Origin of the sequence: Brachyspira sp. (assembly GCF_029258575.1) — a bacterium.
Lineage (GTDB): Bacteria > Spirochaetota > Brachyspiria > Brachyspirales > Brachyspiraceae > Brachyspira.
Window position 1 is genome coordinate 1 of record NZ_JARHYI010000024.1, and the last position, 22,264, is coordinate 22,264.

22 protein-coding genes are annotated in these 22,264 nt (G+C 26.2%); 10 read left to right on the top strand and 12 right to left on the bottom strand.

Annotated features, from left to right (window positions below):
* From Q1J76_RS01790 to Q1J76_RS01800, 3 genes are all read left to right on the top strand, one after another.
* Positions 1–338, top strand: a 338-nt coding sequence (locus tag Q1J76_RS01790) for an Rrf2 family transcriptional regulator (protein ID WP_300365889.1), incomplete at its 5' end; no start/stop codon positions are given.
* 64 nt (positions 339–402) lie between these two features.
* Entirely contained in the window at positions 403–687 is a 285-nt protein-coding gene (locus Q1J76_RS01795) for a hypothetical protein (protein ID WP_300365892.1), read from the top strand.
* A 52-nt stretch (positions 688–739) separates the two neighbouring features.
* Positions 740–1,999, top strand: coding sequence for a 3-deoxy-D-manno-octulosonic acid transferase (locus Q1J76_RS01800; RefSeq protein ID WP_300365895.1), 1,260 nt, complete (start codon positions 740–742; stop codon positions 1,997–1,999).
* A 571-nt stretch (positions 2,000–2,570) separates the two neighbouring features.
* Here the strand turns inward: Q1J76_RS01800 and Q1J76_RS01805 are convergent.
* The 6 genes from Q1J76_RS01805 to Q1J76_RS01830 form a co-directional block, all read right to left on the bottom strand.
* On the bottom strand, positions 2,571–3,869 hold the full coding sequence (locus Q1J76_RS01805) for a bifunctional folylpolyglutamate synthase/dihydrofolate synthase (protein WP_300365898.1): 1,299 nt from the start codon (positions 3,867–3,869) through the stop codon (positions 2,571–2,573).
* Between the two features lie 117 nt (positions 3,870–3,986).
* Positions 3,987–6,137, bottom strand: a complete 2,151-nt coding sequence (gene pnp, locus Q1J76_RS01810; RefSeq protein WP_300365900.1) for a polyribonucleotide nucleotidyltransferase — start codon at positions 6,135–6,137, stop codon at positions 3,987–3,989.
* A 61-nt stretch (positions 6,138–6,198) separates the two neighbouring features.
* Entirely contained in the window at positions 6,199–6,468 is a 270-nt protein-coding gene (rpsO, locus tag Q1J76_RS01815; protein ID WP_300365903.1) for a 30S ribosomal protein S15, read from the bottom strand.
* A complete protein-coding gene (locus Q1J76_RS01820; RefSeq protein ID WP_300365907.1) occupies positions 6,435–7,367 on the bottom strand; it encodes a bifunctional riboflavin kinase/FAD synthetase in 933 nt (310 codons plus the stop codon). The genes rpsO and Q1J76_RS01820 overlap by 34 nt, the downstream gene beginning before the upstream one ends.
* A 1-nt stretch (position 7,368) precedes the next feature.
* The gene (locus Q1J76_RS01825) at positions 7,369–8,394 is read right to left on the bottom strand and encodes a hypothetical protein (RefSeq protein ID WP_300365910.1); all 1,026 of its coding nucleotides are present in this window, start codon (positions 8,392–8,394) and stop codon (positions 7,369–7,371) included.
* 49 nt (positions 8,395–8,443) lie between these two features.
* Positions 8,444–8,821 (bottom strand): STAS domain-containing protein, encoded by a 378-nt coding sequence (locus tag Q1J76_RS01830; protein WP_300365913.1) that lies wholly within the window; start codon positions 8,819–8,821, stop codon positions 8,444–8,446.
* Positions 8,822–9,476: 655 nt separating this feature from the next.
* On the opposite strand from Q1J76_RS01830, the gene ychF reads away from it, so the two are divergent.
* Both ychF and Q1J76_RS01840 read left to right on the top strand, forming a co-directional pair.
* Positions 9,477–10,577, top strand: a complete 1,101-nt coding sequence (ychF, locus tag Q1J76_RS01835; RefSeq protein WP_300365916.1) for a redox-regulated ATPase YchF — start codon at positions 9,477–9,479, stop codon at positions 10,575–10,577.
* 73 nt (positions 10,578–10,650) lie between these two features.
* The gene (locus Q1J76_RS01840) at positions 10,651–11,907 is read left to right on the top strand and encodes a chloride channel protein (RefSeq protein WP_300365919.1); all 1,257 of its coding nucleotides are present in this window, start codon (positions 10,651–10,653) and stop codon (positions 11,905–11,907) included.
* A 342-nt stretch (positions 11,908–12,249) separates the two neighbouring features.
* Here the strand turns inward: Q1J76_RS01840 and Q1J76_RS01845 are convergent, their stop codons facing one another.
* From Q1J76_RS01845 to Q1J76_RS01855, 3 genes are all read right to left on the bottom strand, one after another.
* Positions 12,250–12,708, bottom strand: coding sequence for a VOC family protein (locus tag Q1J76_RS01845; RefSeq protein ID WP_300365943.1), 459 nt, complete (start codon positions 12,706–12,708; stop codon positions 12,250–12,252).
* A 103-nt stretch (positions 12,709–12,811) separates the two neighbouring features.
* Positions 12,812–13,312, bottom strand: a complete 501-nt coding sequence (locus tag Q1J76_RS01850) for a DUF2262 domain-containing protein (RefSeq protein ID WP_300365946.1) — start codon at positions 13,310–13,312, stop codon at positions 12,812–12,814.
* Positions 13,313–13,382: 70 nt separating this feature from the next.
* A complete protein-coding gene (locus Q1J76_RS01855) occupies positions 13,383–14,012 on the bottom strand; it encodes a cytidylate kinase-like family protein (protein ID WP_300365949.1) in 630 nt (209 codons plus the stop codon).
* 200 nt (positions 14,013–14,212) lie between these two features.
* On the opposite strand from Q1J76_RS01855, the gene Q1J76_RS01860 reads away from it, so the two are divergent.
* From Q1J76_RS01860 to Q1J76_RS01880, 5 genes are all read left to right on the top strand, one after another.
* The gene (locus Q1J76_RS01860) at positions 14,213–14,752 is read left to right on the top strand and encodes a rubrerythrin family protein (protein WP_300365952.1); all 540 of its coding nucleotides are present in this window, start codon (positions 14,213–14,215) and stop codon (positions 14,750–14,752) included.
* Positions 14,753–14,872: 120 nt separating this feature from the next.
* Positions 14,873–16,402, top strand: a complete 1,530-nt coding sequence (gene rny, locus Q1J76_RS01865) for a ribonuclease Y (protein ID WP_300365955.1) — start codon at positions 14,873–14,875, stop codon at positions 16,400–16,402.
* Between the two features lie 33 nt (positions 16,403–16,435).
* On the top strand, positions 16,436–17,245 hold the full coding sequence (locus tag Q1J76_RS01870) for a TIGR00282 family metallophosphoesterase (RefSeq protein ID WP_300365958.1): 810 nt from the start codon (positions 16,436–16,438) through the stop codon (positions 17,243–17,245).
* Positions 17,246–17,275: 30 nt separating this feature from the next.
* Positions 17,276–18,331 (top strand): hypothetical protein, encoded by a 1,056-nt coding sequence (locus Q1J76_RS01875; protein WP_367182051.1) that lies wholly within the window; start codon positions 17,276–17,278, stop codon positions 18,329–18,331.
* Positions 18,332–18,535: 204 nt separating this feature from the next.
* Positions 18,536–19,228: a hypothetical protein gene (locus Q1J76_RS01880; RefSeq protein ID WP_300365964.1), complete on the top strand. Its 693-nt coding sequence runs from the start codon at positions 18,536–18,538 to the stop codon at positions 19,226–19,228.
* Positions 19,229–19,301: 73 nt separating this feature from the next.
* On the opposite strand, the gene Q1J76_RS01885 is transcribed toward Q1J76_RS01880, so the two are convergent.
* From Q1J76_RS01885 to Q1J76_RS01895, 3 genes are read right to left on the bottom strand one after another with little or no spacing between them, the layout of a single operon-like run.
* Positions 19,302–20,492 (bottom strand): DUF4384 domain-containing protein, encoded by a 1,191-nt coding sequence (locus Q1J76_RS01885; protein ID WP_300365966.1) that lies wholly within the window; start codon positions 20,490–20,492, stop codon positions 19,302–19,304.
* 9 nt (positions 20,493–20,501) lie between these two features.
* Positions 20,502–21,443, bottom strand: a complete 942-nt coding sequence (locus Q1J76_RS01890) for a ParB/RepB/Spo0J family partition protein (protein ID WP_300365969.1) — start codon at positions 21,441–21,443, stop codon at positions 20,502–20,504.
* A 45-nt stretch (positions 21,444–21,488) separates the two neighbouring features.
* The gene (locus tag Q1J76_RS01895) at positions 21,489–22,253 is read right to left on the bottom strand and encodes a ParA family protein (RefSeq protein WP_300365972.1); all 765 of its coding nucleotides are present in this window, start codon (positions 22,251–22,253) and stop codon (positions 21,489–21,491) included.
* Positions 22,254–22,264 lie beyond the last annotated feature (11 nt).

Sequence of the window (22,264 nt, forward strand, 5' to 3'; positions counted from 1 at the left end):
TTAATGTTAATCCTGTAATAATAAGAAATATTTTAATACGGCTTCAAAAAGCTGATATTATTACGGTTAAAAGAGGTACAGGAGGTATTTCTTTAAATAGAAAAATAGAAAATATAAATTTTTTTGATATATTTAATGCCGTTGATAGTTTGGAAGATAATAAGCTTTTTAGTTTTCATGAAAATCCAAATAAAAAATGCCAAGTAGGAAGCATGATTAATGATGTACTGCAGCCAAAATTAGATGATATTCAAAAGGCTATGGAAAAAGAACTTAAAAAAATAACTTTAAAAGATGTATATAAAAAATTGAAAGATAATATCACTCAGGAGTTATAAAAAATTATATAAATTGATTTATTTATCATTTGACATAATATATTTATTTAGTATAATTTAGACTATGAATAAATATATTTTAATACATAGAATAATTAATACATCGATATTTATGCTTTTTCCAATAGGAGCATTTTATATCATTGAGCATGCTAAGATAAAAGCAGGTATTTATGGATTGATCTTTATCACAGTTAATATTATTGAAATATTATTATTTATTTCTTTTCTTATTGTATCTTCAAGATGTGAATGGGGTACAAGAAAACAGCATGCTTTTGTAAAGGCTGGTATTTCTCTTATTATATATTTGATGATTATTATAATGGCTATTATTTCTATTTTTTAATCTTATATAATAGAGCATTATTAATATTATTTTATCAAAATTAGGAATTTTTATGCTATTTACATATATAATTTATGTATCTTTAATGTATCTCTTTTATCCTCTCATCTTTATAGTTTTTTCTATTATTATGATATTTAATAAACCTATTCGTAAAGGTGCTTTATCTAGACTTGGTTTTATATATCCTAAAGAAAATAATAAAAATGCTGTTTGGATACATGCTGTTAGTGTAGGGGAGATAGTTGCTGTTAAAGAAATAGTATTTTCTTTAATAGATAGAGGATATAGTGTTTATTTATCTACAACTACTGTAGGAGGGTATGATATAGCAAGAAAAAATTATGGGGATAAAGTAGAACTTTTTTATTTGACTTTAGATTATCCTCATATGATTAATAAACTTATAAAATTAATATCTCCTGAATATGTGATGATAGCAGAAATAGAAATATGGCCTGCTTTTATATATTTACTTCATAAGAAACTTATACCTTTATATATGATTAATGGCAGAATAGGAAAGAAAGAAATAAAAGGATATAAAAATTTTCAATTCTTTTTTAAATCTTATTTTAATATGTATACCAAAATATTGGCACAAAGCAATATAGACAAAGAAAATATGATTAGTATAGGAATGCCTGAATCTCTAATTACAGTTACAGGAAATCTAAAATATGATATAAATTATTATGCAGATGAAAAAAAAATAGATGCCCTTGAAAATAGAATACCTGTTAATAAATTTATAATAACAGCAGGAAGCACTCATCAAGGAGAGGAAGAACTTATATTAAAAGCTATAGATAATTTGGGTATTAAAGATAAAGTATATATAGTAATAGTACCTAGGGATATAACTAGAGGAGAGGATATACAAAAACTTTCATATAAATTAGGATATGAACTTCCTCTTTATGCAAATTATAATGAAAAATCTGAAGATGGTATTATAATCAATACTATAGGAGAATTGTTAAATTGGTATAAGCTTTCTGATTTGGTTATAATGGGTGGTACTTTTACGGGTACTATGGGTGGACATAATATATTGGAGGCAATTTATTTTAAGAAGCTCGTTATAGTTGGAAAGTATATGTATAATTTTATTGAAATATATGAGTATATGAAAGAAGTTGTATTGACTTGTGATGATAAAGAAAAACTTCCTGAGATTATACAAAAAGCCTATCAAGATGAAGAACTTAGAAATATATTAGCAGAAAAAGCTTATAATTTGCTTATACAAAATAATGGATCTTCAAAAAGAACTCTTGATATCATAAATAAATATCAAGGTATAGTATAATAGTAAATTATATACTTAAACATTTTTATTAGTTGTAAACTCTAATTATATCTATATGCATTATTTTGGAATATATTTCGGCTGGTATAGAGATACATTTAAATTTCAAGGCTTTACATATGAATTTGATAGTATTATTACAGGACTTAGTCTTGAATGGAAATCTTCAATATTTCAAATAGGTATAGTAGGTGTGGTAAATTTTCTTTATCTAGTAAATATTGTATATGAAAGAATTATTCGCATTAGATAGTAAAACTTTATTATCAAAATTAATAATCTAATTATATCTTATGTAAAATTTTATACTGGCGTAAATTTCTTTTTAGTGAGTTTAATATTTTATGTTAATTTTGACCTGCGAACCTCACAAATAAAAGCTAATTTAGCCTCATTAGGTGAAGTATATAGATATCCTATTCAATGAACTTCTGTTAATCTAGGTTTTTAGATTGGTATACATTTACCTATTATAAAATTTGTTAAAATAATGATTTATGATGTTAGAAACGGCATTAAAAAATATTATATTCTCATAATATCGTAATAAGTTTGTAGTTTATATAAAGTTCTATAATATATTTTTATATGAATTAATAAATTCACTTGCTGCATACAATGAACCTATAACTAATATAGGTTTATTTATAGATTTTACATTCTTAATTGCTTCATCAAAATCTGGTATATGAATAACATTTGGTTTATCTTTTAAATATTCATATATTTTATAACTGTCTGTTTCTTTATATGTGATATTATTTGGCGAGCTTAATATTATTTTAGAATCATATTTTTTTAATATATCAGACATACTTTTTATATCCTTCTGACTTAAAGGAGCAAATAATATTATTATATCATCATACCATTTATATATAGTATTTAATACTCTCTCTAATGATTTGGCATTATGAGCACCATCTACTATTATATCATTATTTTTTTGTATAAATGTAAGGCGTGCATTTATATGAAATTCTTTCAATGAATTTATTGCCTTATTAATATTTTTTTCTTTATAATTATTATCATTATTCAAAATTAATGTTAATGCTTTAAAAGATATAGAAATATTTTCTGCCTGATGTTCTCCCAAAAGAGAAGTTGAAAAATTATATTTGTTATCTTTATCCTTATATATAAACTCTAATTTTTCACTGCTATTTAGTATTACATCTGCATCAAAATCTTTTTTAAATACATAAAGTTTACATTCATTTTCTGCTGCAATATTTTCTATTATTTTTATTGAATTTTCTTCCTGAAATGCAGATATTACAATAGTATTGGGTTTTATTATACCTGCTTTTTGCATAGTTATTTCTTCTATTGTGTATCCTAATATTTCCATATGATCATAAGATATAGATGTAAGAATATTTATATCAGATTTTACTATATTTGTGCAATCTAATTTTCCACCTATTCCAACTTCAATACAGGCATAATCTACTGCATTCAAATAAAAATAATATAATCCTATTATAGTGAATATTTCAAATACAGTGATATTATTATATATTTCATTATTATCTATAACATCTTTTATTTTTTTTGTTATATTAATAAAATCTTCTTCGCTTATCCATTCATCATTTATAGAAATTCTTTCCCTTTCACATATTATATGAGGAGATGTAAATGAAGCTGTTTTATATCCTATTGTTGAAAGCATTTTAGATAATGTTAAAGTAACTGAACCTTTACCCTTTGTACCTGTTATATGTATTACTTTAAATGTTTGTCTATATCCTAATATTTTTAATATTTCTTTTACATTATTTATATGATTCAAATTTTTCTTATGCAAAGTTTTTTTTCCCATAAAGGAATATATATAATCTAAAGTTTCATTTATATTGTTCATTTATCATTACCCAGCAAAAAATTAGCAATAGAATATCATATTTCAAAAAAGACTTCAATATAATGTAATAAAAAATAATACCGTTATTTTCTAACGGTCTTTTTTATTAATTAGATTTTAAAATCTTTTTTTCCTATCATACTTATCGTATTTTCTTTCTTTTCTAGTATGCTCTTCTTCAACATAATCAGCAGGCTTTTCTAATAAGGCTTTTCGGCTTAAAGAATATTTTCCGCCTTTAATATCCATAATCTTTACTTTTACCTCATCACCTATCTTTAAAACCTCTTCCACATTCATAACATGTTTATAAGCAAGTTCAGATATATGACAAAGTCCTTCTACTCCTGGAAGTATTTCAACGAAAGCACCAAAATCTTTAATGTCTTTAACTATACCGTCATAAACTTCTCCAACTTCAGGATCTTTAACATAAGAATTTATAAGCTGTATAGTTTTATCCAATGTAGGAGTATCAGGTGCAAATATATTTACTATTCCACTGTCTTGTATTTCTACATCGCTTCCAGTTTCTTCGATTATAGCTTTTATATTTTTGCCTCCAGGTCCTATTAATACTCTAATCTTTTCAGGATTAACTTCCATAGTTTTATATTTAGGAGCAAAATCAGAGATTTCTCCAACATTAGATATTGTAGAATCGATTATATCAAGTATAAAATATCTTGCCTTTTTAGCTTGTTCCAATGCCTCTTTCAATATTTGAGCTGAAATTCCTGTAAGTTTGATATCAAGCTGAAAAGCAGTAATACCTTTACGAGTTCCAGCTACCTTGAAGTCCATATCCCCCAAATGATCTTCTATCCCTTGTATATCTGTAAGTATTTTATAGCCGTCTTTGTAAGTAGCAAGTCCCATAGCAATACCAGCAACACTAGCATTGAGAGGAACTCCTGCAGAAAGTAATGACATTGTAGAAGCACATATAGTAGCCATTGATGAAGAACCGTTACTTTCTAATATCTCAGCAACTGCCCTTATTGTATAAGGAAATTTTTCTTTAGGAGGAAGTACAGCATTAAAAGAACGTTCTGCTAAATTTCCATGTCCTATTTCTCTTCTTCCTGGGGCTCCATATCTTCCAACTTCTCCAACAGAGAAAGGAGGGAAATTATAATGAAGCATGAAAGTTTTATTTTCTTTACCGTATATATCATCCATTAACTGAGCATCTTTTTCACTTCCCAATGTAACTATAGATAAACATTGAGTTTGCCCTCTAGTAAAGAGTCCTGAACCATGAACTCTAGGTATAAGATTAGTCATAGTAGTTATAGGGCGTATTTCATCTAATGCTCTGCCATCAGGACGCATTCCTTTTTCTACTATAGCCTCTCTTACAATTTCTTCTTCTATAGAATGACAAATACCTTTTACTTGGGATATTAGTTTTTCATCTTCTATTTTTGTTTTGATATACTCTTCTATTTCGTTGAAAGCATTATCCATACTTTCATTTCTTTTAGTTTTATCAGGATTATAATTGGCAGCTTCTATTTTTTCTCTTCCATATTCAGTAACCATTTTTAGTAAATCAGTATCATATTCAAATAATTCCTGTTCTATTTTTTGAGTTCCGCAAAGATTAGCCATTTCATTTTGCATATCAATATACTTCTGCATCTCTTTATGAGCTAATTCTATAGCACCTATAAATACCTCTTCTGAAACCTCTTTAGCCTCTCCTTCAATCATCAAAATGGCATCTTTACTTCCAGCAACAATAATGTCCAATTCGCTAGAAGCAAGTTCGCTGTTTTTAGGATTTACTATATATTCTCCATTTTTATATCCTATTCTTACAGCTGCTACAGGACCTGAAAAAGGTATCCAAGAAATTGTGAGGGCTGCAGAAGAAGCTATTAATGCCAAAGCATCAGTATGCATATCAGTATCTACAGAAAGTACTGTAGGTATTATTTGAACTTCATTTCTAAAACCTTCAGGAAATAAAGGTCTTAATGGTCTGTCTATTATACGAGATATTAATATTTCTTTATCTCTAGGTTTAGCTTCTCTTTTGAAAAAACCACCGGGTATTTTACCACCTGCATAATATTTTTCATTATAATTTACTGTTAAAGGGAAAAAGTCAGATTCTAAATTTGGTTTTTTAGCTGCTACAACAGTTGCTAATATAGTTGTATTTCCAAGTCTCAAAGTTACAGAACCATGAGCCTGTTTCGCTAAAAGTCCGGTTTCTAAAATTAACTCCTCTCCACAAAATACGCTTTTAACTGCAATCATATTCTACTCCTTTAAGTACAAAACACCGAGAGGGTATTGATATTAAATATAAATTTTCTAATTATTTTCTTAATTTTAATCTTTGTATTAGACTTTTATAAGCTTCTATATCAGTTTTTCTCAAATAGTTAAGAAGTTTTCTTCTCTTAGCAACCATTTTAAGAAGACCCATTCTTGAATGATTATCCTTAGTGTGAGTTTGGAAATGATCTTTTAAATAAGTTATACGATTAGTTAAAAGTGCTACTTGTACTTCAGTAGAACCTGTATCCTTTTCATTTTTACCAAATTCTTTAATTATTTTTGCTTTTTCGTCTGCTGTGATAGACATGTTGTTCTCCTTTTGAAATATTTTCTTATCTTTTTTTCATCATTCTCTAGTAATTTTTTTACTTCATCTATAGAATTAACCTTTATATTATCTCGTATATATTTGAGTAATATAACGGTTATTTTTTTGCCGTATATCATCTTGGAGAAATCCAATATATGGCTTTCTACTCTAAGTTCTTTATTAATATTGCTTATACCTATAAATGTAAGTGCCTGATAGCTAATGTCGCTATTGCCTATTTGTACGGTTGAGCTATATACTCCCATTTTAGGTATAAAAATATTTTTAGGTATTTCTAAATTTGCGGTAGGATATCCTATTTTTCTTCCTAAAGCATTGCCATGAACTACCAATCCGCTCATAGAATATTCTCTTCCAAGCATTTTATTTACACTAGTCATATCTCCATTAGACAGACATTCTCTAATATTTGAGCTTGAAATCTTATCATTTTTATATTTATGAAATTTAACGAAACTTACTCCAACTCCGCATTCTTTTGCGTATTTTTTTAAAAATTCATCATCTCCAATTCTGTCTTTACCAAAAGCAAAATCAATACCCACTGCAATATGTTTCATACGATAATATTCTATAAGCTTATCAAAGAACTCTTTAGCTTCCATTTTATAAAATTCTGGTAAAAAGTCAATAACAATTATATAATTAATACCAAGAGACTTGATAAATGCATTATTATCATCAGTATTATATATTGACAAATTCTTTTTTTTAATAACTATTGCTATTGAAATTAGATTATTTTTTTTGGCATAATCAACCGTATATTTAATGAGCTTTTGATGACCTCTATGTACACTGTCAAATTTCCCTATTGTTATTATGCTTTCTTTTTTTAAATCTATTTTGCAAAAATCATTGATAATTTGACTCATCTTAGTATTCTTTTTCCATTTCCTTAATTATTTGTTGTTTTTTATCATTGTTCAATACTTTTTTCAAAATTAATGATACTATTATAATAGTTAATGACATCATGAATGTATATAAATTCATAGTCCAATAGTTTAAATTTCTTATTATTATTTCTACTAAATTATAATGTTCTACATTTATAGCAAATATTACTTTTATTATTCCATATAATAAAAATGCATTTAGTATATTATGATATATATATTGTCTTGAATGTAATGATAATCCAAGCATATAAAAAGAGAAAAATAAAAACCATATATTAAAAAATATTAAAATAATAGCAAATACAGGAATATTTGCCAAAGTTATTATTTTTAATAATGCAGATATAACAGGAAAAGCTTCAAAACCAAATATAATATCAGATATAAAATTTGATATATAATTTATAAATGAATTTCTCTCAAATAAGCTTGATGCTTTTTCCACTTTTGAAACACCGTATATCTCTGTAACTTCATGTAATGATATTTCTTTATCTGTAATATATATATAATCTGCTATATATAACTTTCCTAAAACTGGAGGGTCTATTAGTATTACATTTTTATATGTATTATCTAAAAGTTTGTATCCTACTTTTATTAGATAATTATCTACTTTGGTAAAATATTTTCCACTTTCATCTATATACATAGAACTTCTATCATTAAGTTCATTTCTCAAATAATCTATATTTTTATCGAATACTATTATATATGCTGGATATAATGTTACAAAAAATGATAATATCCCTATTGCAGTTATAGCTGATAAATGTCCTACCAATTTATTCATTGAGCCTATTAATATTAAAGATGATGTTATCGCTGCTATGATAATAGCAAAGAAATAATGCTCCATCAAATTTTTTATTAAATCAAAATTAATATTTTGAGATATATTGTTTGTTTCTAATACTTTAAAGCAATATATTCCGAAGTATATTACAAAAAATACTATAAAGAAAAGTATAAGAATAATAAGATTTTTAACAATTTTCATGGCTATATATTATATCTATGATGAGAAAAATTCAAGTATAAAAATAAAATTAAGCTGATTTAATATCGGTTAATATTCCAAAATTATAAAAAGCACTGCTAATATCATTAAAAGATTCTAAATAATTTGATAATTCCATAATATTATAGTCATTTTTTACAGCTCCATACATGTTTATAATAACTAAATCCCCATTATTATTTGATAATTCTTTTTTTAAGCATATGAAATATTCCCATATATCTTTTTCTATAAAAAGACATTTTGATAAATCTAATATGATATTATTTATATTTTTTATTAAAAATTCTGATATTAATTCTTTTAGATGAGGAATATACTCATTGTACATATTATTATGTAATGATACGATAACAATGGAATTATCTTTAATAAGATAGCTGCTTTCAAATGAGGTATCTATCATACCATGATTCTAACAAATTTTTATTTTTTAGTCAATGAATTTATTCTAATTCATTTGCTTTTTTTTAACTTCTCTCTCCTGCTTCTATACATTATTATAGGCATATCTACAGCTATTCATTTTTTTTATTTCATGTCTAAATATGATTCCTTGATTGGCTGCATTTTTACTACATTATTATAACTTTCTACAAAGAAATTTTTATTGACTTCAGTATTTTTCCTATTAGCAGGTATCCATTATACTCTTTTTTCTTTATTGTATTAAAACCATGAAACGTGGAGGCTATATTATCTGCACATATTTTTCTGCTGAAATATAATTGCCTCTATGACAGCATTTATAATCTATACATGATATATTATTATTTGTATCCCTTAAAATACTAGTTTTTTATTTAATCTTTTACAAATAAAGGTTTATTTTTTCACTTCCTTTTAAATTATTAATGATATTTTTATGAATTATTGTTTCTTATAGCTATATGAAAAATTGAATATAGAAACTTAATATTAACTTGCAATATTATTAATCTATATTTTTAAATTATGTTTTAATATACTTGTTATTAATAATATTTAATATATAATATTAAAAAAATAATTCAGTTTTTATATTTAATAATATTTAAAATTAATATCAAGGAAATAAAAATATGGCTTTATCTATAGGAATAGTTGGGCTTCCAAATGTTGGAAAATCTACACTTTTTAATGCTCTTACAAATGCTCATGCTGAGGCGGCTAATTATCCATTTTGTACTATAGATAAAAATGAAGCCACTGCTATAATAAAAGATGAAAGAGTTGATAAATTAGCAGCACTTTTCAAATCAAAAAAGAAAGTTTATAATACAACTACATTCGTTGATATTGCAGGACTTGTAAAGGGTGCTTCAAAAGGGGAGGGACTTGGTAATAAATTCCTCTCACATATTAGAGAAGTTAATGCAGTTTTGCATGTAGTAAGGGTATTTGAAGATGGAAACATTACTCATATAGGAGATGTTGATCCTTTAAGAGATTTGGATATTATCTTAACAGAGCTTATGCTCGCCGATATTGACACTGTTAATGCTAGAATGGAAAAGCAGAAAAAAGCAGCTAAAAGTGCTAAAGTAAAATCTGCTGAAGAGGAAGTGGCATTATTAGAAAAAATACTTCCAGAGCTTAATAATTTTAAACCTGTATTTAGTTTGGATTTAACTGATTTAGAAAAAGAAATATTAAGACCTCTATTTTTATTAACAGCTAAAAGTATGATGATAGGTGCTAATTTATCAGAAAATGAACTTGCTAATCCTGAAAAGAATTCTAATTATATTACATTACAAAAATATGCTAATGAAAGAAATATTGAATTAATACCTTTCAGTGCCAAAATAGAAGCTGATTTACAGGATTTAGATGAAGAGGAGAGATTAAGCTATTTGGAAGATTTGGGTGTTAAAGAATCAGGTGTAGCAAGACTTACAAAGGCAGGACATAGATTGTTAAAACTTTTAACTTTTCTTACATCGGGAGAAGATGAAACTAGAGCTTGGACTGTGAGAGATGGTGCTTATGCTCCAGAGGCGGCAGGTGTTATACATAGCGATTTTGAAAGAGGATTCATAAGTGCTGAAGTTATAAACTGTGATAAACTTTTAGAGTTTGGAAGTTTTGTTAAAGCTAAAGAAGCTGGTGCTATAAGACTTGAAGGAAAACAGTATATCATGCAGGAAGGCGATGTTGTAACATTTAGATTTAATGTTTGATTTATATATAGCTTTTATAAATAAAAATTAAGTGAAAAATAGTAAATGAAAACACTATTTAAAAAACTGAATTATGAATATTAATTTTGAATTAAAATATATAAAGCTTTTCACTTTATCTGCTTGTATAGGGGCTGTTGTAGGTTTTATAGTTTCAATATATAGAATTCTGCTATATAAATTAAGTGTTAATGTATTTTATGTATCCAATTTTATATTTAATAAATGGTATTATCCTATACTTCTTTTTGCATTTCTTATAAGTATGGGCTGTCTTATAGGTTACATTCTCATACATTATCCTAGAATAAGAGGTGCTGGAGTTCCGCAAATAAAATATTATATGTCGCTTAATGAACCTAAAAATATTTTTCTAGAAATTTTATTTAAGCTTTTCGGAAGTATGATATCTTTTGCAAGCGGTATTTCTTTGGGAAGGGCTGGTCCTTCTATGCATGTTGGAATGCTTGTAGGACTTTTCTTTCATAAATATTTTTCAAAATTGTCAAAATATAGAAGATATTTACTTGTATCAGGGGCATGTGCTGGAATGACGGCTACTTTTAGTGCTCCATTTACTGGAATTGCTTTTTCTTTTGAGGAGCTTGGGGAGAATAAGAATCATATAGTTTTTGTATGTATAGTATTTTCTTGCATATCTTCAATACTTGTAATAGAGCATATTGTGGGGCAAGCATTTATACTTAATTTTAATTTGCCTAAAATTCTTGAGGTAAGGCATTATATATCACTTCTTCCTTTCGGTATAATATGCGGTATTCTTGCTTCGCTTTTGAATTTTTTAATTAATTTCTTCTCAAAATTATATCAGAAGATAAAAAGCGATATATTGCGTCCCGTGCCTGCTTTTTTGCTTGCAGGGTTTATGATAATGTTTTTTCCTTATGTGCTTGGCAGCGGTGATTTGCTTATAGGTAGCATAGTAAAGGATAAATTCACTACTTCAATGTTGTTTGTATTGATATTTGTGAAACTATTTTATACTTCTGTATGTGCTACTTCTGGGGCAGTAGGGGGGATATTTTTTCCTACATTTATATTGGGTGCTTCAATAGGTTCTTTATATGATATATTACTTATAAAATATTTTCCATACTATGCTATTTATGGTGATTTATTTATACTTCTTGGAATAACTTCGCTTATGTCTGGTATTACGAGAACTCCTATAATGGTATGTATATTAATACTTGAAATATCTAACTCTATCTCTAATTTTTCTGCTTTGGTTATAGTGGCTATGATATCGTATATGGTTGCTAAAGTACTTGGAGTAACTTCTATATATGATATTAATGATAAAGATTAATTAATATTATAATTGTATGTACTATGAAACTTTATCAGGAATTGTTTAATGATTTTTATAAAATTATTATAATGAAAGATTAGATGGATTAAGTATCGATTCTATTTGGAAGATATATAATAGAAATATCAGCCGATATAATGCTTAATATTAATTATAAAGAAATATGGGATTTTATCATTGAGCCTTTTAAAAATAAATATCTTCTTTTTATATAAAACTATATGAAAAAGTTTTACTATGCTGTGATATTGCAGATGATAAAAAATTAAAATACAAAATATCTAAAAAACATAAAAAAGAATTGAAAAAATTGAATATATATTTAAATAACTTAATAATTTATTTAATGCATTCATTAATAAATTCTATAGGCACATCCATAAGCTTTGCAGTTTCTTCTATACTCATGCCGTTATTTAAAAATCTATTGCATACTGATTTCATATTTTCGCCTACTTCTATAATATGTTTGTCTAAATCATAAAAACGAATAACTCTCTGTCCCCAAGAATGCTCTTTAACTTTATGTAGATATTCTATATTGTAATTTTTTAATTTATCAATAAAATTATCAAAATCATCTTCTTCAAAATAAATTTCAAAATTATTTCCTCCGAAAGAGATATCATTTTTATCAATAAACTTTTTATATGTTTCAATAGTTTGCAAAACTAATCCACCTGTTAATGTTTTATTTGCTCCGAAATCCATAATTACATGAAGTCCTAAAACATTTTTATAAAATTCAATGGATTTGTCTATATCTTTAACTATAAGCATAGAATTTTTTAACTGCATTCTATATATCCAAAATTTATATTTTTTATAAATTAAATATTTTATAATTTTATTTTATATACTTTGATGATATGTATATTGAATATGAAATTATTAGTTAATATTAACCTGCTATATCTCCATATTCTATGTTTTTATCTCCATCAATATAAACTATCAAAGAATGATGTTTAAAATAATCAGGTTCAAAAAGTATATGAAGTGTAGTATCAGGTCTTGTTTCATCTTCATCGAAATCTATTAAAATTGTATCTATATATATGGCATTAAAAAAATCTTCTTCTTTAATAGGAGTTGTAATTAATTCTCCAGATTGATTTTTATATGTATTTTCATCTACCTGCTCGCATGTTTCTATCCATTCTTCTGCTAATTCCAAACATTGCTTACATATAAGAAAATCTGTAACATTTTTTTTATGCTCATCAATCCATTTTAATATTTCATTTATTTTATCTATATATTTCATAAGCATTTCAGATTTATTAGCTTCCTCTCCGAAATCTATTAATAATGATGTTTTTTCATCATTCCATAAATCACAATCAGATTCATAAGAAAAGTAATCATTTTCATAGAAATCTTTTATAATTTTTTCTTTCATAATTTCCTCTTTTTCATCATTTTTAATTTTCTATTACTATTTATTAAATATAGTAATATGTTATTAATTTTCAAGTATTTATATTCTTTTTTTTTACTGCTTCTATTACTATATTGCATATATCTTCATCATTAAAATATCCGCTGTCTATGGTAAGATTATAATTTACCATATTTCCCCATTCTTCACCTGTATAATATTTATAATAATTAGCCCTGTATTTATCTGTATTTTTTAGCTGAGTTTCGGCATTCTCCATTTTTATACCATATTCATTTGATATTCTTTCTATTCTATTTTTATTTGTTGCATGTATGAATACATTAAAGCATTTATGACATGTTTCTTTTAGTATAAAATTTGCACATCTTCCTATTATAACACAGCTTTCTTTATTAGCTATGTCTTTTATTATTTCTCTTTGTATTTCAAACATTTTATCTAAAGTAGAATATTTTATTTCATCAGAAAACGGGCTTGAAAAATATTCTTTATTAAATGCAGTAAAGAAAAGATTATCATTTGTAAATTTTTCTTCTACATTTTCTATATATTCTTTATCTATACTCATTTTTTTTGCCACTATTTCTATGAATTCTCTGTCATAAAAGCTAATATTTAATTTTTCAGCTATTAATTTACCTATATATCTTCCGCCACTTCCATATTGTCTACTTATAGTTATAATAATATTTTTCATAGTACTTTACCACTTATTTAACATAATTATATTATTCACATTATAATATAAAAAAAAATTAAATCTATATTTATATATTCTAATTTTTTATTTATTTTTTAAAAAATAGTTTGATTTTTTTTACATAATTGATATCATGTAGCAATAGTAATTTAATAAAAAATGTTATTTTTATATAAATAAATTTGGAGGAAATAAATATGGCTGCTAAAACATTAGAAGAAGTTTTATATCAAATATTTCAAGGTGAATCAAATGCTGCAAATAGATATAGTTCATTTGGAAAGGTATCTAGTAATAAAGCTATTCAAAAGGTGTTCTCAACAACATCTTTAGCAGAAAAAATACATGCTGAAAAAATGAGAAAATTGGCATTAAGAAGCGGATTAGATATGAGTAAATTCGTACCAGAACTTATGCCTGTAGAATCTTTAAGCGATAAAGAAAATTTAGAAGCAGGAATCAAAGGTGAGGTTTATGAATCTACTATACTTTATCCTCAATTGGCACAGGTTGCAATAGAACAGAAAAATAAATTGGTAAGTGAAACAGTAAATTCTTTAGGTAAGGTAGAAACAGAACATGCTAAACTTTTCCAAGATATTATAGATAATTTTTTAAATAAAGATGGAGATGTAACTTTCTATCTTTGCCCAAGCTGCGGTAACATTTACATAGATAAATGCCCTGAAACTTGTGAAACTTGTGGCGGTTCTGGAAAAATGTTCCAAAAATATTAATGTAATAATTATTTTTTATTTTTTTTATAGCAATATATCAATATATTATTGACTTTATAATAAAACTATGTTAATAATATAATACTATAAAAAATAATTAAAAAAATAACGAGGTGAAATATGAACATAGTGATAATTATCACCTCTGTTGTAGTTGCGTTTGTTTTTGGATATATAACTCGTTTTATTATAGCTAAAATTAAGCTTAATTCTACGGAGATAATAACACATAAGTTGCTTCAAAGTGCAAGGGAGCAGGCAGAAAATGAGAAAAAGAGTATACTTTCTGAAGCCAATTTCGAAATACAAAAGGAACGTAATAGATTAGAAAGTGAGAATAGAGATAGAAAAGCTGAAATTCAGAAATTAGAAAATAGAGTACTACAACGAGAGGCTAATATCGATAAAAAGTCTCAATATTTGGAAAATAAAGAGCATAATATTGAGAACAAAATGAAAAAAATTAAAGAGCAGGAAGAAAAATTAACTTCTGTAATAGAAGAGGCTGACAAAGAGCTTGAAAGAATAGCTGGTCTTTCTAGAGAAGAGGCTAAAGCCGATTTGATAAAAGATATAGAAGAAGACGCCAAAAAATCTGCCACTAAAATTGTTGACAATATAGAAAAAAATGCCATTGAAATGGGAGAGAAAAAGGCTAGGGAAATTATAGTACAAACTATACAAAGACTTTCCAGCGAAGTGGCACAAGAAACTTCTGTAACATCTGTATCACTTCCAAGTGAAGAGATGAAAGGAAGAATCATAGGAAGAGAGGGTAGAAATATTAGAATGCTCGAAACTCTTACTGGAGTTGATATTATTATAGATGATACCCCTGAAGCTGTTGTAATATCTTGTTTCGATCCTGTAAGAAAGCATATTGCCAAAGTTTCTTTAGAAAAACTCATATTAGATGGAAGAATACACCCTGCTAGAATAGAAGAAGTTGTTGAAAGAACTAAAAGAGAAGTGGAAGATTCTATAATGGAAGCAGGTGAAAATGCTATAGTAGATTTGAATCTTACAACTATGCATCATGAATTAATCAGACATATGGGAAGGCTTCAATATAGGACTAGTTACGGACAAAATATGCTTCTTCATAGTAAAGAAGTTGCCAATATTGCTGCTATGATAGCTGCTGAAATAGGTGCCAATGTAGAAATGGCAAAAAGAAGTGCATTTTTGCATGATATTGGTAAGGCTATAGAAACAGAGGGAGAAGGTTCTCATGCTATGAGTGGTGCGGATTTAGCTAAGAGATGCGGAGAAAAAGAAGAGGTTGTTAATGCTATAAGAGCACATCATAATGATGTTGATACTCAAACTGTTGAGGCTGTTATAGTGAAGGCTGCTGATGCTATAAGTGCCGCAAGACCTGGTGCTAGAAGAGAATCTTTTGAAAGTTATATAAAACGTTTGGATAATTTGGAGAAAATTGCTGATAGTATAGATGGCGTTGAAAAATCATTTGCTATACAGGCTGGAAGAGAACTTAGAGTTATGACTAAAAGCGATATAGTAGATGATGTTCAGGCTAAACAGATAGCCCGTGATATTGCTAAAAGAATAGAAGATGAATTAAAATATCCAGGTATTATTAGAGTTACTGTTATTAGAGAAACTAGAGCAGTTGAGGTTGCCAGATAAAATTTTATAATTAATAACAAAAGGTAAATAAAAATGTCTGTAAAAAATATACTATGTATTGGAGATATTGTAGGTGTTACAGGACGTTATGCTATAAGAAGGCATTTAGAAGAAATAAAATTAGAGAACAATATAGACTTTGTAATAGCCAATGGGGAAAATGCAGCTAATGGTATAGGTATTACTAGAGATACATCTGCCGAACTATTTTCTTCAGGTATAGATGTACTTACCTCTGGTAATCATATATGGAATAATAGAGATGTTTTTGCTTTGATAGGTAATGAGCATAGACTTCTTCGTCCGTATAATTATCCAAGCGATGCTCCCGGACTTGGTTATTATATATATGATATGCTAGATTGTAAGATTGGTGTTATTAATCTTATGGGAAGAACTTTTATGGATCCTTTAGATTGTCCTTTCAAAAAAGCCAATCTTGCAATTAAACATATAAAAGAAAAAACTAATATCATATTTATAGATTTTCATGCAGAAGCTACAGCTGAGAAAATAGCTTTTTCTTATTATCTTGAAGGGCAAGTTTCTTGTATATTCGGTACTCATACCCATGTTCAAACAGCAGATGAAAAAATATTGTCATCTCATACTGCTTATATATCGGATATTGGTATGTGTGGAAGTTATTATTCGGTTATAGGTATGAAAAAAGAGGCTGCTATTGCTAGATTTGTTACTAAAATGCCTCATAGATTTGAAGTTGAAACTACTAGTCCTATGATTAATGGTATTATAGTACAGATTGATGCTTCTACTGGTAAAGCGGTATCTATCAAAAGAATAAATTTAGTATATCATAATGATGTAGTAGAAAGACAATAAAAATAAATATATATTTTTTAGAGTTTGATTATGGAAAATTATAATAGTCCTAAAATTTTTCTAAGACATTTTTTTATTTTTTATATAAAAGTAGCTGTTATCCATACTCTAACTTATATATTTTTTGGGATATTTTTCTCAAATATGTTCGACTATAAAGCTATATATAGCAATGAAATAGTTGTTAATTTTATGAGAGGTTTTGAATCGCCTCTTACAGTTATTGGACCTTTTTTACAGCCTATAAGAGCAATATTTATAGCTATAGGTTTATTTCCTATAAGAAAAATTATAATGACGAAATTCGGTTGGTTTATAGTATGGCTTATATTTGTATGTATTGCAATTATATCTGCCCCCGCATCAGCTCCAAGTTCTATAGAGGGATTAATATATACTCAATTGCCAATATCATTTCATCTTGTCAATTTACCTGAACTATTACTTCAAACTTTTAGTTTTTCTATTATACTTTGGATTACCGAAATGCTTCCTCATAGTGAAAAAGAATTTTCTAATAGAGTATTTTTTACTAAATTATTATTTTCTATTATATTTACAATGATAGGAATCTTTTTAACTTCTATATGTGGCATAATTATAATGAACTTTTTGGAATTGGATTATAATAATGCCAAATTGGATAGAGGTACTATTTCATATTTAACTACAATATCTATACTTACTATTATTATTTCATATTCATTCTCAGATAAAGTTTATAAAAATAAATTATGGCTTCTTCTTACTATTCCTTTGATTTTATTATTATATATAGGCTTCCCTTATGGATATAATTATTTATTCAAGACAGTTTATAATAATAATATGTCTTTGATTCCTTATAGTTTGTCAGCTGTTTTAATGTCTATCATTTATTATGTGATTTTTGTAATTGTTTATGGAAAATTAAAAAAATTCAATAAAAAACCTTCTTATAATGATATTAAACCTGATGAAAATGAAAAAATAGAAAATGATAATATAAAAGTTATAGATATTATTCCTATAGAAAATGATGATAATGATGAAAATCAAGATAATGGAAATAATGAATCTAATAAAGAATCTTTGAATAATACATAAATTTTAATTTGTCTATAAATTAGTGAACATTAAATATTAAATGTAGTCTTTTTTGTATGAAATGTTGCGTAAAAATAAAATAATTATTATTTTTTGATTATTTGAAGTAAATTTATGATATATTAATAATTTATAGTGTTTACTTATATATTTTTTAGTATATCATTAAAGAAAATAAAATAATTAATTTTTTAGATTTGAATTATGGAAAAGATATTTTTTTATTCGACATTAATATTATTGATAAATAGTTTATTACTTTTTTCCAAAAATGAGGTAGAGAGACCAGTTCCTTATGATCCGAATTTTAGTTCTTTAAAATTCCAAGATTGGCTTTTAGTTGCTGATTTCGATAGTGATAATATACCAAGTTTTAAATTTATAGATAAAACAGAAGATAGATATTGGGAAATTAATGATAAAGATACAAAAGAATATAAATATAATGGAAAAAATTCAAAAGCTGGTATGTTCTTTATATCATTTATGACATATTATCAATATAGAGGCTATAATCCTTTATACACAGAAAAAAGAAATAAAGATAATGAAAATGTACTTAAACGTTTTTATTTTTATAGATTTACAGGAAAGGGCGGTGGAATAGTAGCTTTGGATAATACATTAGTTGCAGTAGATATCTATACAAAATATGTATATATATATGGAATTCCAGTGATAGAAAATAATGTATTAGGAGTTGAAGTTCCTCTTAAATGGGGACCTTCAGATGTAGTTTCATATAAAGGTTCTATTCTTCCTTTTTATAAATATGATCCTGTAGGATATGTTAATGAAGATGGAAGTGTAGTTTTATATTCTTTTTATCAGAATTCATTTTTGGATAAAGAGAATAGATATCAACCGCTTTATAATAGTAAATACATTTATAGATAATATAGACAATTTTGGATACAAAAGTTTTATTTAACAAAAAAGCTATTACTTCTATTAAAGTGATAGCTTATTTTTATCTTTCTTTTATTGATTTTAGATATATTTTGGATATTTGCCAATCATTATTGTCTATAAATTTTAATTTGGATTTCAATTTAGAAGTAAATTCTGCTATTTTATTTTTATTGCATATTTTAAATCCATCTCCTAAAAAATATAATCCAGTAATCCATTCTTGCTCTTTTTTAGTATATAGACAATAAAAAGCATCTTCTCCCAATGGATATCTTATTTTTATATTGAATTTAGAATTTTCAGGAGGTATTACATAATTTTTTCTAGCATCTATTTTATTTTGATATTCATCATTAAAATAATTATTAAAGTCATTAGGATACATCAATATTATATTACCGTCATTTTGGAATGCAAAAATATATAAATAACCTTCATTATTCGATCTGAAATTTATTGTAAAGCTTTCTCCCTCTATTATTTCACCTATATCATATATGGCATTTGTTTTATTTTCTAATGTAATTCTATCTATTCTCACATTTATATTTATACCATTTATAGGAGATTCGATAGATTTCAATATTGAGTTTGCAAAATAAAATTCTAAATAACTGCATATCTCTTGTATAGTTGATATACTTTCATAATTACTTTTAAGTTTATATTCTTTAAGTATATCTCCTGTACTCATGTCTATAACTTTAAAATTGTATTTTATTTCATAAAGTTCTTCATCACTTTTTTCTTCACTAGCCTTATCTATACCTTCTATTTTTTTTCCTATACTATCTTCTATTATATTGCCTAAATCTTTTATCTCATTTGTAAGAACTATATCATTACTCAACATATTATTTGTAATATTATAATTGCTTAGTATTGTATTTATATTGTTTGAACTTATTGAGATATTATTATTTGTATTATTATTTGTATTTTTTATTACTTTTTCACTTTCCATTATTATAACAGCTTTCACTTTCAAATTTGATGCTACTGTTAATCCTTCTTTTAATGTTAGTTTATTGGTAGAAAATAGTTTTTTCTTTTCTCTATCTACAGAAATAGAAGTTTTTTGTTTAAGGTATGCAAATCTATTTATAGTTCTTACCAATTCTTTTCTTAAAGGTTCATTGGCTCTTAAACTATGATCTAAATCCACTGTAGCTATAAGCATTCTCTCTCTTGAATAGAGATTTAATGATATAATACTTATAATTAATATGTATTTTAATATAAATTTCAAAAATTACTCCTAATATTCTAGAGTAGGTTTAATACCATTTTCTTTTTCGTATAATTTTTCAAGCATATCCATAATTCTTGATAAATCATCAGAACTATAATATTCTATTACTATTTTACCTTCTTTTCCATTTTTATCTATAACATTAACTTTTGTAGAAAATATTTTTTCCAAATCGTTTTCAAGCTGTCTTATATTAGGATCTTTTTTATTATCTTTTTTTATTTCATTTTGATTTTCTATATTTTCAGATGATATATTATTCTTTCTATCTTTTACTATTCTTTCACATTCTCTCACTGAGTATCCATTTTCTATTATTTCTTTTGCAAATATTTCTCTTTCATTTTCATCGTTCAATGATAATATAGTTCTTGCATGACCTTCTGTTATTTTGGATTCTAATATTAAATTTTGTATATTCTCGCTTAAATCTAATATACGCATAGAATTTGCTATAGTACTTCTGCTTTTTCCAACTCTTAAAGCTAATTCTTCCTGTTTAATATTCAAATCATATATTAATTTTTTATAGCTTCTAGCAATTTCTATGGCATTTAAATCAGCTCTCTGTATATTTTCAACTAATGTAAGCTCAAGCATTTTTGAATCAGCTATATTTTGTAATACTAAAGCAGGAACTTTATCTTTATTTAAAAATTTAAATGCTCTAAATCTTCTTTCTCCAGATATTATTTGGTATTTTCCATCTTTTTCTCTTAAAGTAATAGGATTTATAAGTCCGTTTTCTTTTATAGATTCTGCAAGACCTTGTATTTCTTCTTCATTAAATACTTTTCTAGGCTGATCTGGGTTTACATCTATAAGCGATATATCTATTTCCAATACTCCGTTTTTTTCAGCCTCTTCAAAAGCTCTTTTTATTTCTTTATCTGCTGATTTTATTAAGGCATTCATACCTTGACCGCCAAGTCCGCCTTTTCTGCTCATAAAAACCTCTTTTATATTATTAACAAATTATAATTTTTATATATTTTATTTTGATTTTTCAATAAACTCTTTAGCAAATTCCTTATAGCTTCTAGCCCCAACACAGTCTTTGTCATAATCGCCTATAGCTTTACCATAAGAAGGAGCCTCACTTAATCGCACATTTCTAGGTATCATAGTTTTGTAAGTTTTTTCTTTAAAGAAATTAGCAACCTCTCTTACAACATCGGCAGCCAATTTAGTTCTGGCATCATACATAGTGAGAAGTACACCCTCTATTTGAAGTTCTTTATTAAGATTTTCTTTTACAAGTGCTATTGTATTATTGAGTTCTGCTACTCCGTCCAAAGCATAAAACTCACATTGTATAGGTATAAGTACAGAATCAGCTGCAGTTAAAGCATTGAGAGTTAATATACCTAAAGTAGGTGGACAGTCTATAATTATATATTCATAATCATTTTTTACAGTTTCTACAGCTTTTTTAAGCTTATATTCTCTTGCTATTTCATTAACGAGTTCTATTTGAGCCCCTACCAAATCGGAGTCAGCAGGTATTAGATATAGATTTTCCTGATATGTTTGTATTATAACATCTTTAGACTCAGCTTCGCCTATTAGTATGTCATATACACTTTTCTCCATTTGCTCTCTAGCAACACCTATTCCCAAACAAGCATTTGCCTGTGGGTCCATATCTATAAGAAGGGTTTTATGACCCATTTTTGCTATGTTTGCACTTAAATTTACGGCTGTAGTTGTTTTTCCTACTCCACCTTTCTGATTGACTATGGCTATAACTTTAGACATAAATATATCCT

Excerpts from the sequence above, each read along its gene's own strand:
- rny (WP_300365955.1), top strand. The coding sequence starts at position 14,873 with ATGAACATAGTGATAATTATCACCTCTGTTGTAGTTGCGTTTGTTTTT.
- Q1J76_RS01890 (WP_300365969.1), bottom strand. The coding sequence starts at position 21,443 with ATGAGCAGAAAAGGCGGACTTGGCGGTCAAGGTATGAATGCCTTAATA.
- pnp (WP_300365900.1), bottom strand. The coding sequence starts at position 6,137 with ATGATTGCAGTTAAAAGCGTATTTTGTGGAGAGGAGTTAATTTTAGAA.
- Q1J76_RS01800 (WP_300365895.1), top strand. The coding sequence starts at position 740 with ATGCTATTTACATATATAATTTATGTATCTTTAATGTATCTCTTTTAT.
- Q1J76_RS01830 (WP_300365913.1), bottom strand. The coding sequence starts at position 8,821 with ATGATAGATACCTCATTTGAAAGCAGCTATCTTATTAAAGATAATTCC.
- Q1J76_RS01840 (WP_300365919.1), top strand. The coding sequence starts at position 10,651 with ATGAATATTAATTTTGAATTAAAATATATAAAGCTTTTCACTTTATCT.
- Q1J76_RS01820 (WP_300365907.1), bottom strand. The coding sequence starts at position 7,367 with ATGAGTCAAATTATCAATGATTTTTGCAAAATAGATTTAAAAAAAGAA.
- Q1J76_RS01805 (WP_300365898.1), bottom strand. The coding sequence starts at position 3,869 with ATGAACAATATAAATGAAACTTTAGATTATATATATTCCTTTATGGGA.
- Q1J76_RS01895 (WP_300365972.1), bottom strand. The coding sequence starts at position 22,253 with ATGTCTAAAGTTATAGCCATAGTCAATCAGAAAGGTGGAGTAGGAAAA.
- ychF (WP_300365916.1), top strand. The coding sequence starts at position 9,477 with ATGGCTTTATCTATAGGAATAGTTGGGCTTCCAAATGTTGGAAAATCT.
- Q1J76_RS01845 (WP_300365943.1), bottom strand. The coding sequence starts at position 12,708 with ATGCAGTTAAAAAATTCTATGCTTATAGTTAAAGATATAGACAAATCC.
- rpsO (WP_300365903.1), bottom strand. The coding sequence starts at position 6,468 with ATGTCTATCACAGCAGACGAAAAAGCAAAAATAATTAAAGAATTTGGT.
- Q1J76_RS01850 (WP_300365946.1), bottom strand. The coding sequence starts at position 13,312 with ATGAAAGAAAAAATTATAAAAGATTTCTATGAAAATGATTACTTTTCT.
- Q1J76_RS01825 (WP_300365910.1), bottom strand. The coding sequence starts at position 8,394 with ATGAAAATTGTTAAAAATCTTATTATTCTTATACTTTTCTTTATAGTA.
- Q1J76_RS01860 (WP_300365952.1), top strand. The coding sequence starts at position 14,213 with ATGGCTGCTAAAACATTAGAAGAAGTTTTATATCAAATATTTCAAGGT.
- Q1J76_RS01875 (WP_367182051.1), top strand. The coding sequence starts at position 17,276 with ATGGAAAATTATAATAGTCCTAAAATTTTTCTAAGACATTTTTTTATT.
- Q1J76_RS01855 (WP_300365949.1), bottom strand. The coding sequence starts at position 14,012 with ATGAAAAATATTATTATAACTATAAGTAGACAATATGGAAGTGGCGGA.
- Q1J76_RS01870 (WP_300365958.1), top strand. The coding sequence starts at position 16,436 with ATGTCTGTAAAAAATATACTATGTATTGGAGATATTGTAGGTGTTACA.
- Q1J76_RS01880 (WP_300365964.1), top strand. The coding sequence starts at position 18,536 with ATGGAAAAGATATTTTTTTATTCGACATTAATATTATTGATAAATAGT.
- Q1J76_RS01795 (WP_300365892.1), top strand. The coding sequence starts at position 403 with ATGAATAAATATATTTTAATACATAGAATAATTAATACATCGATATTT.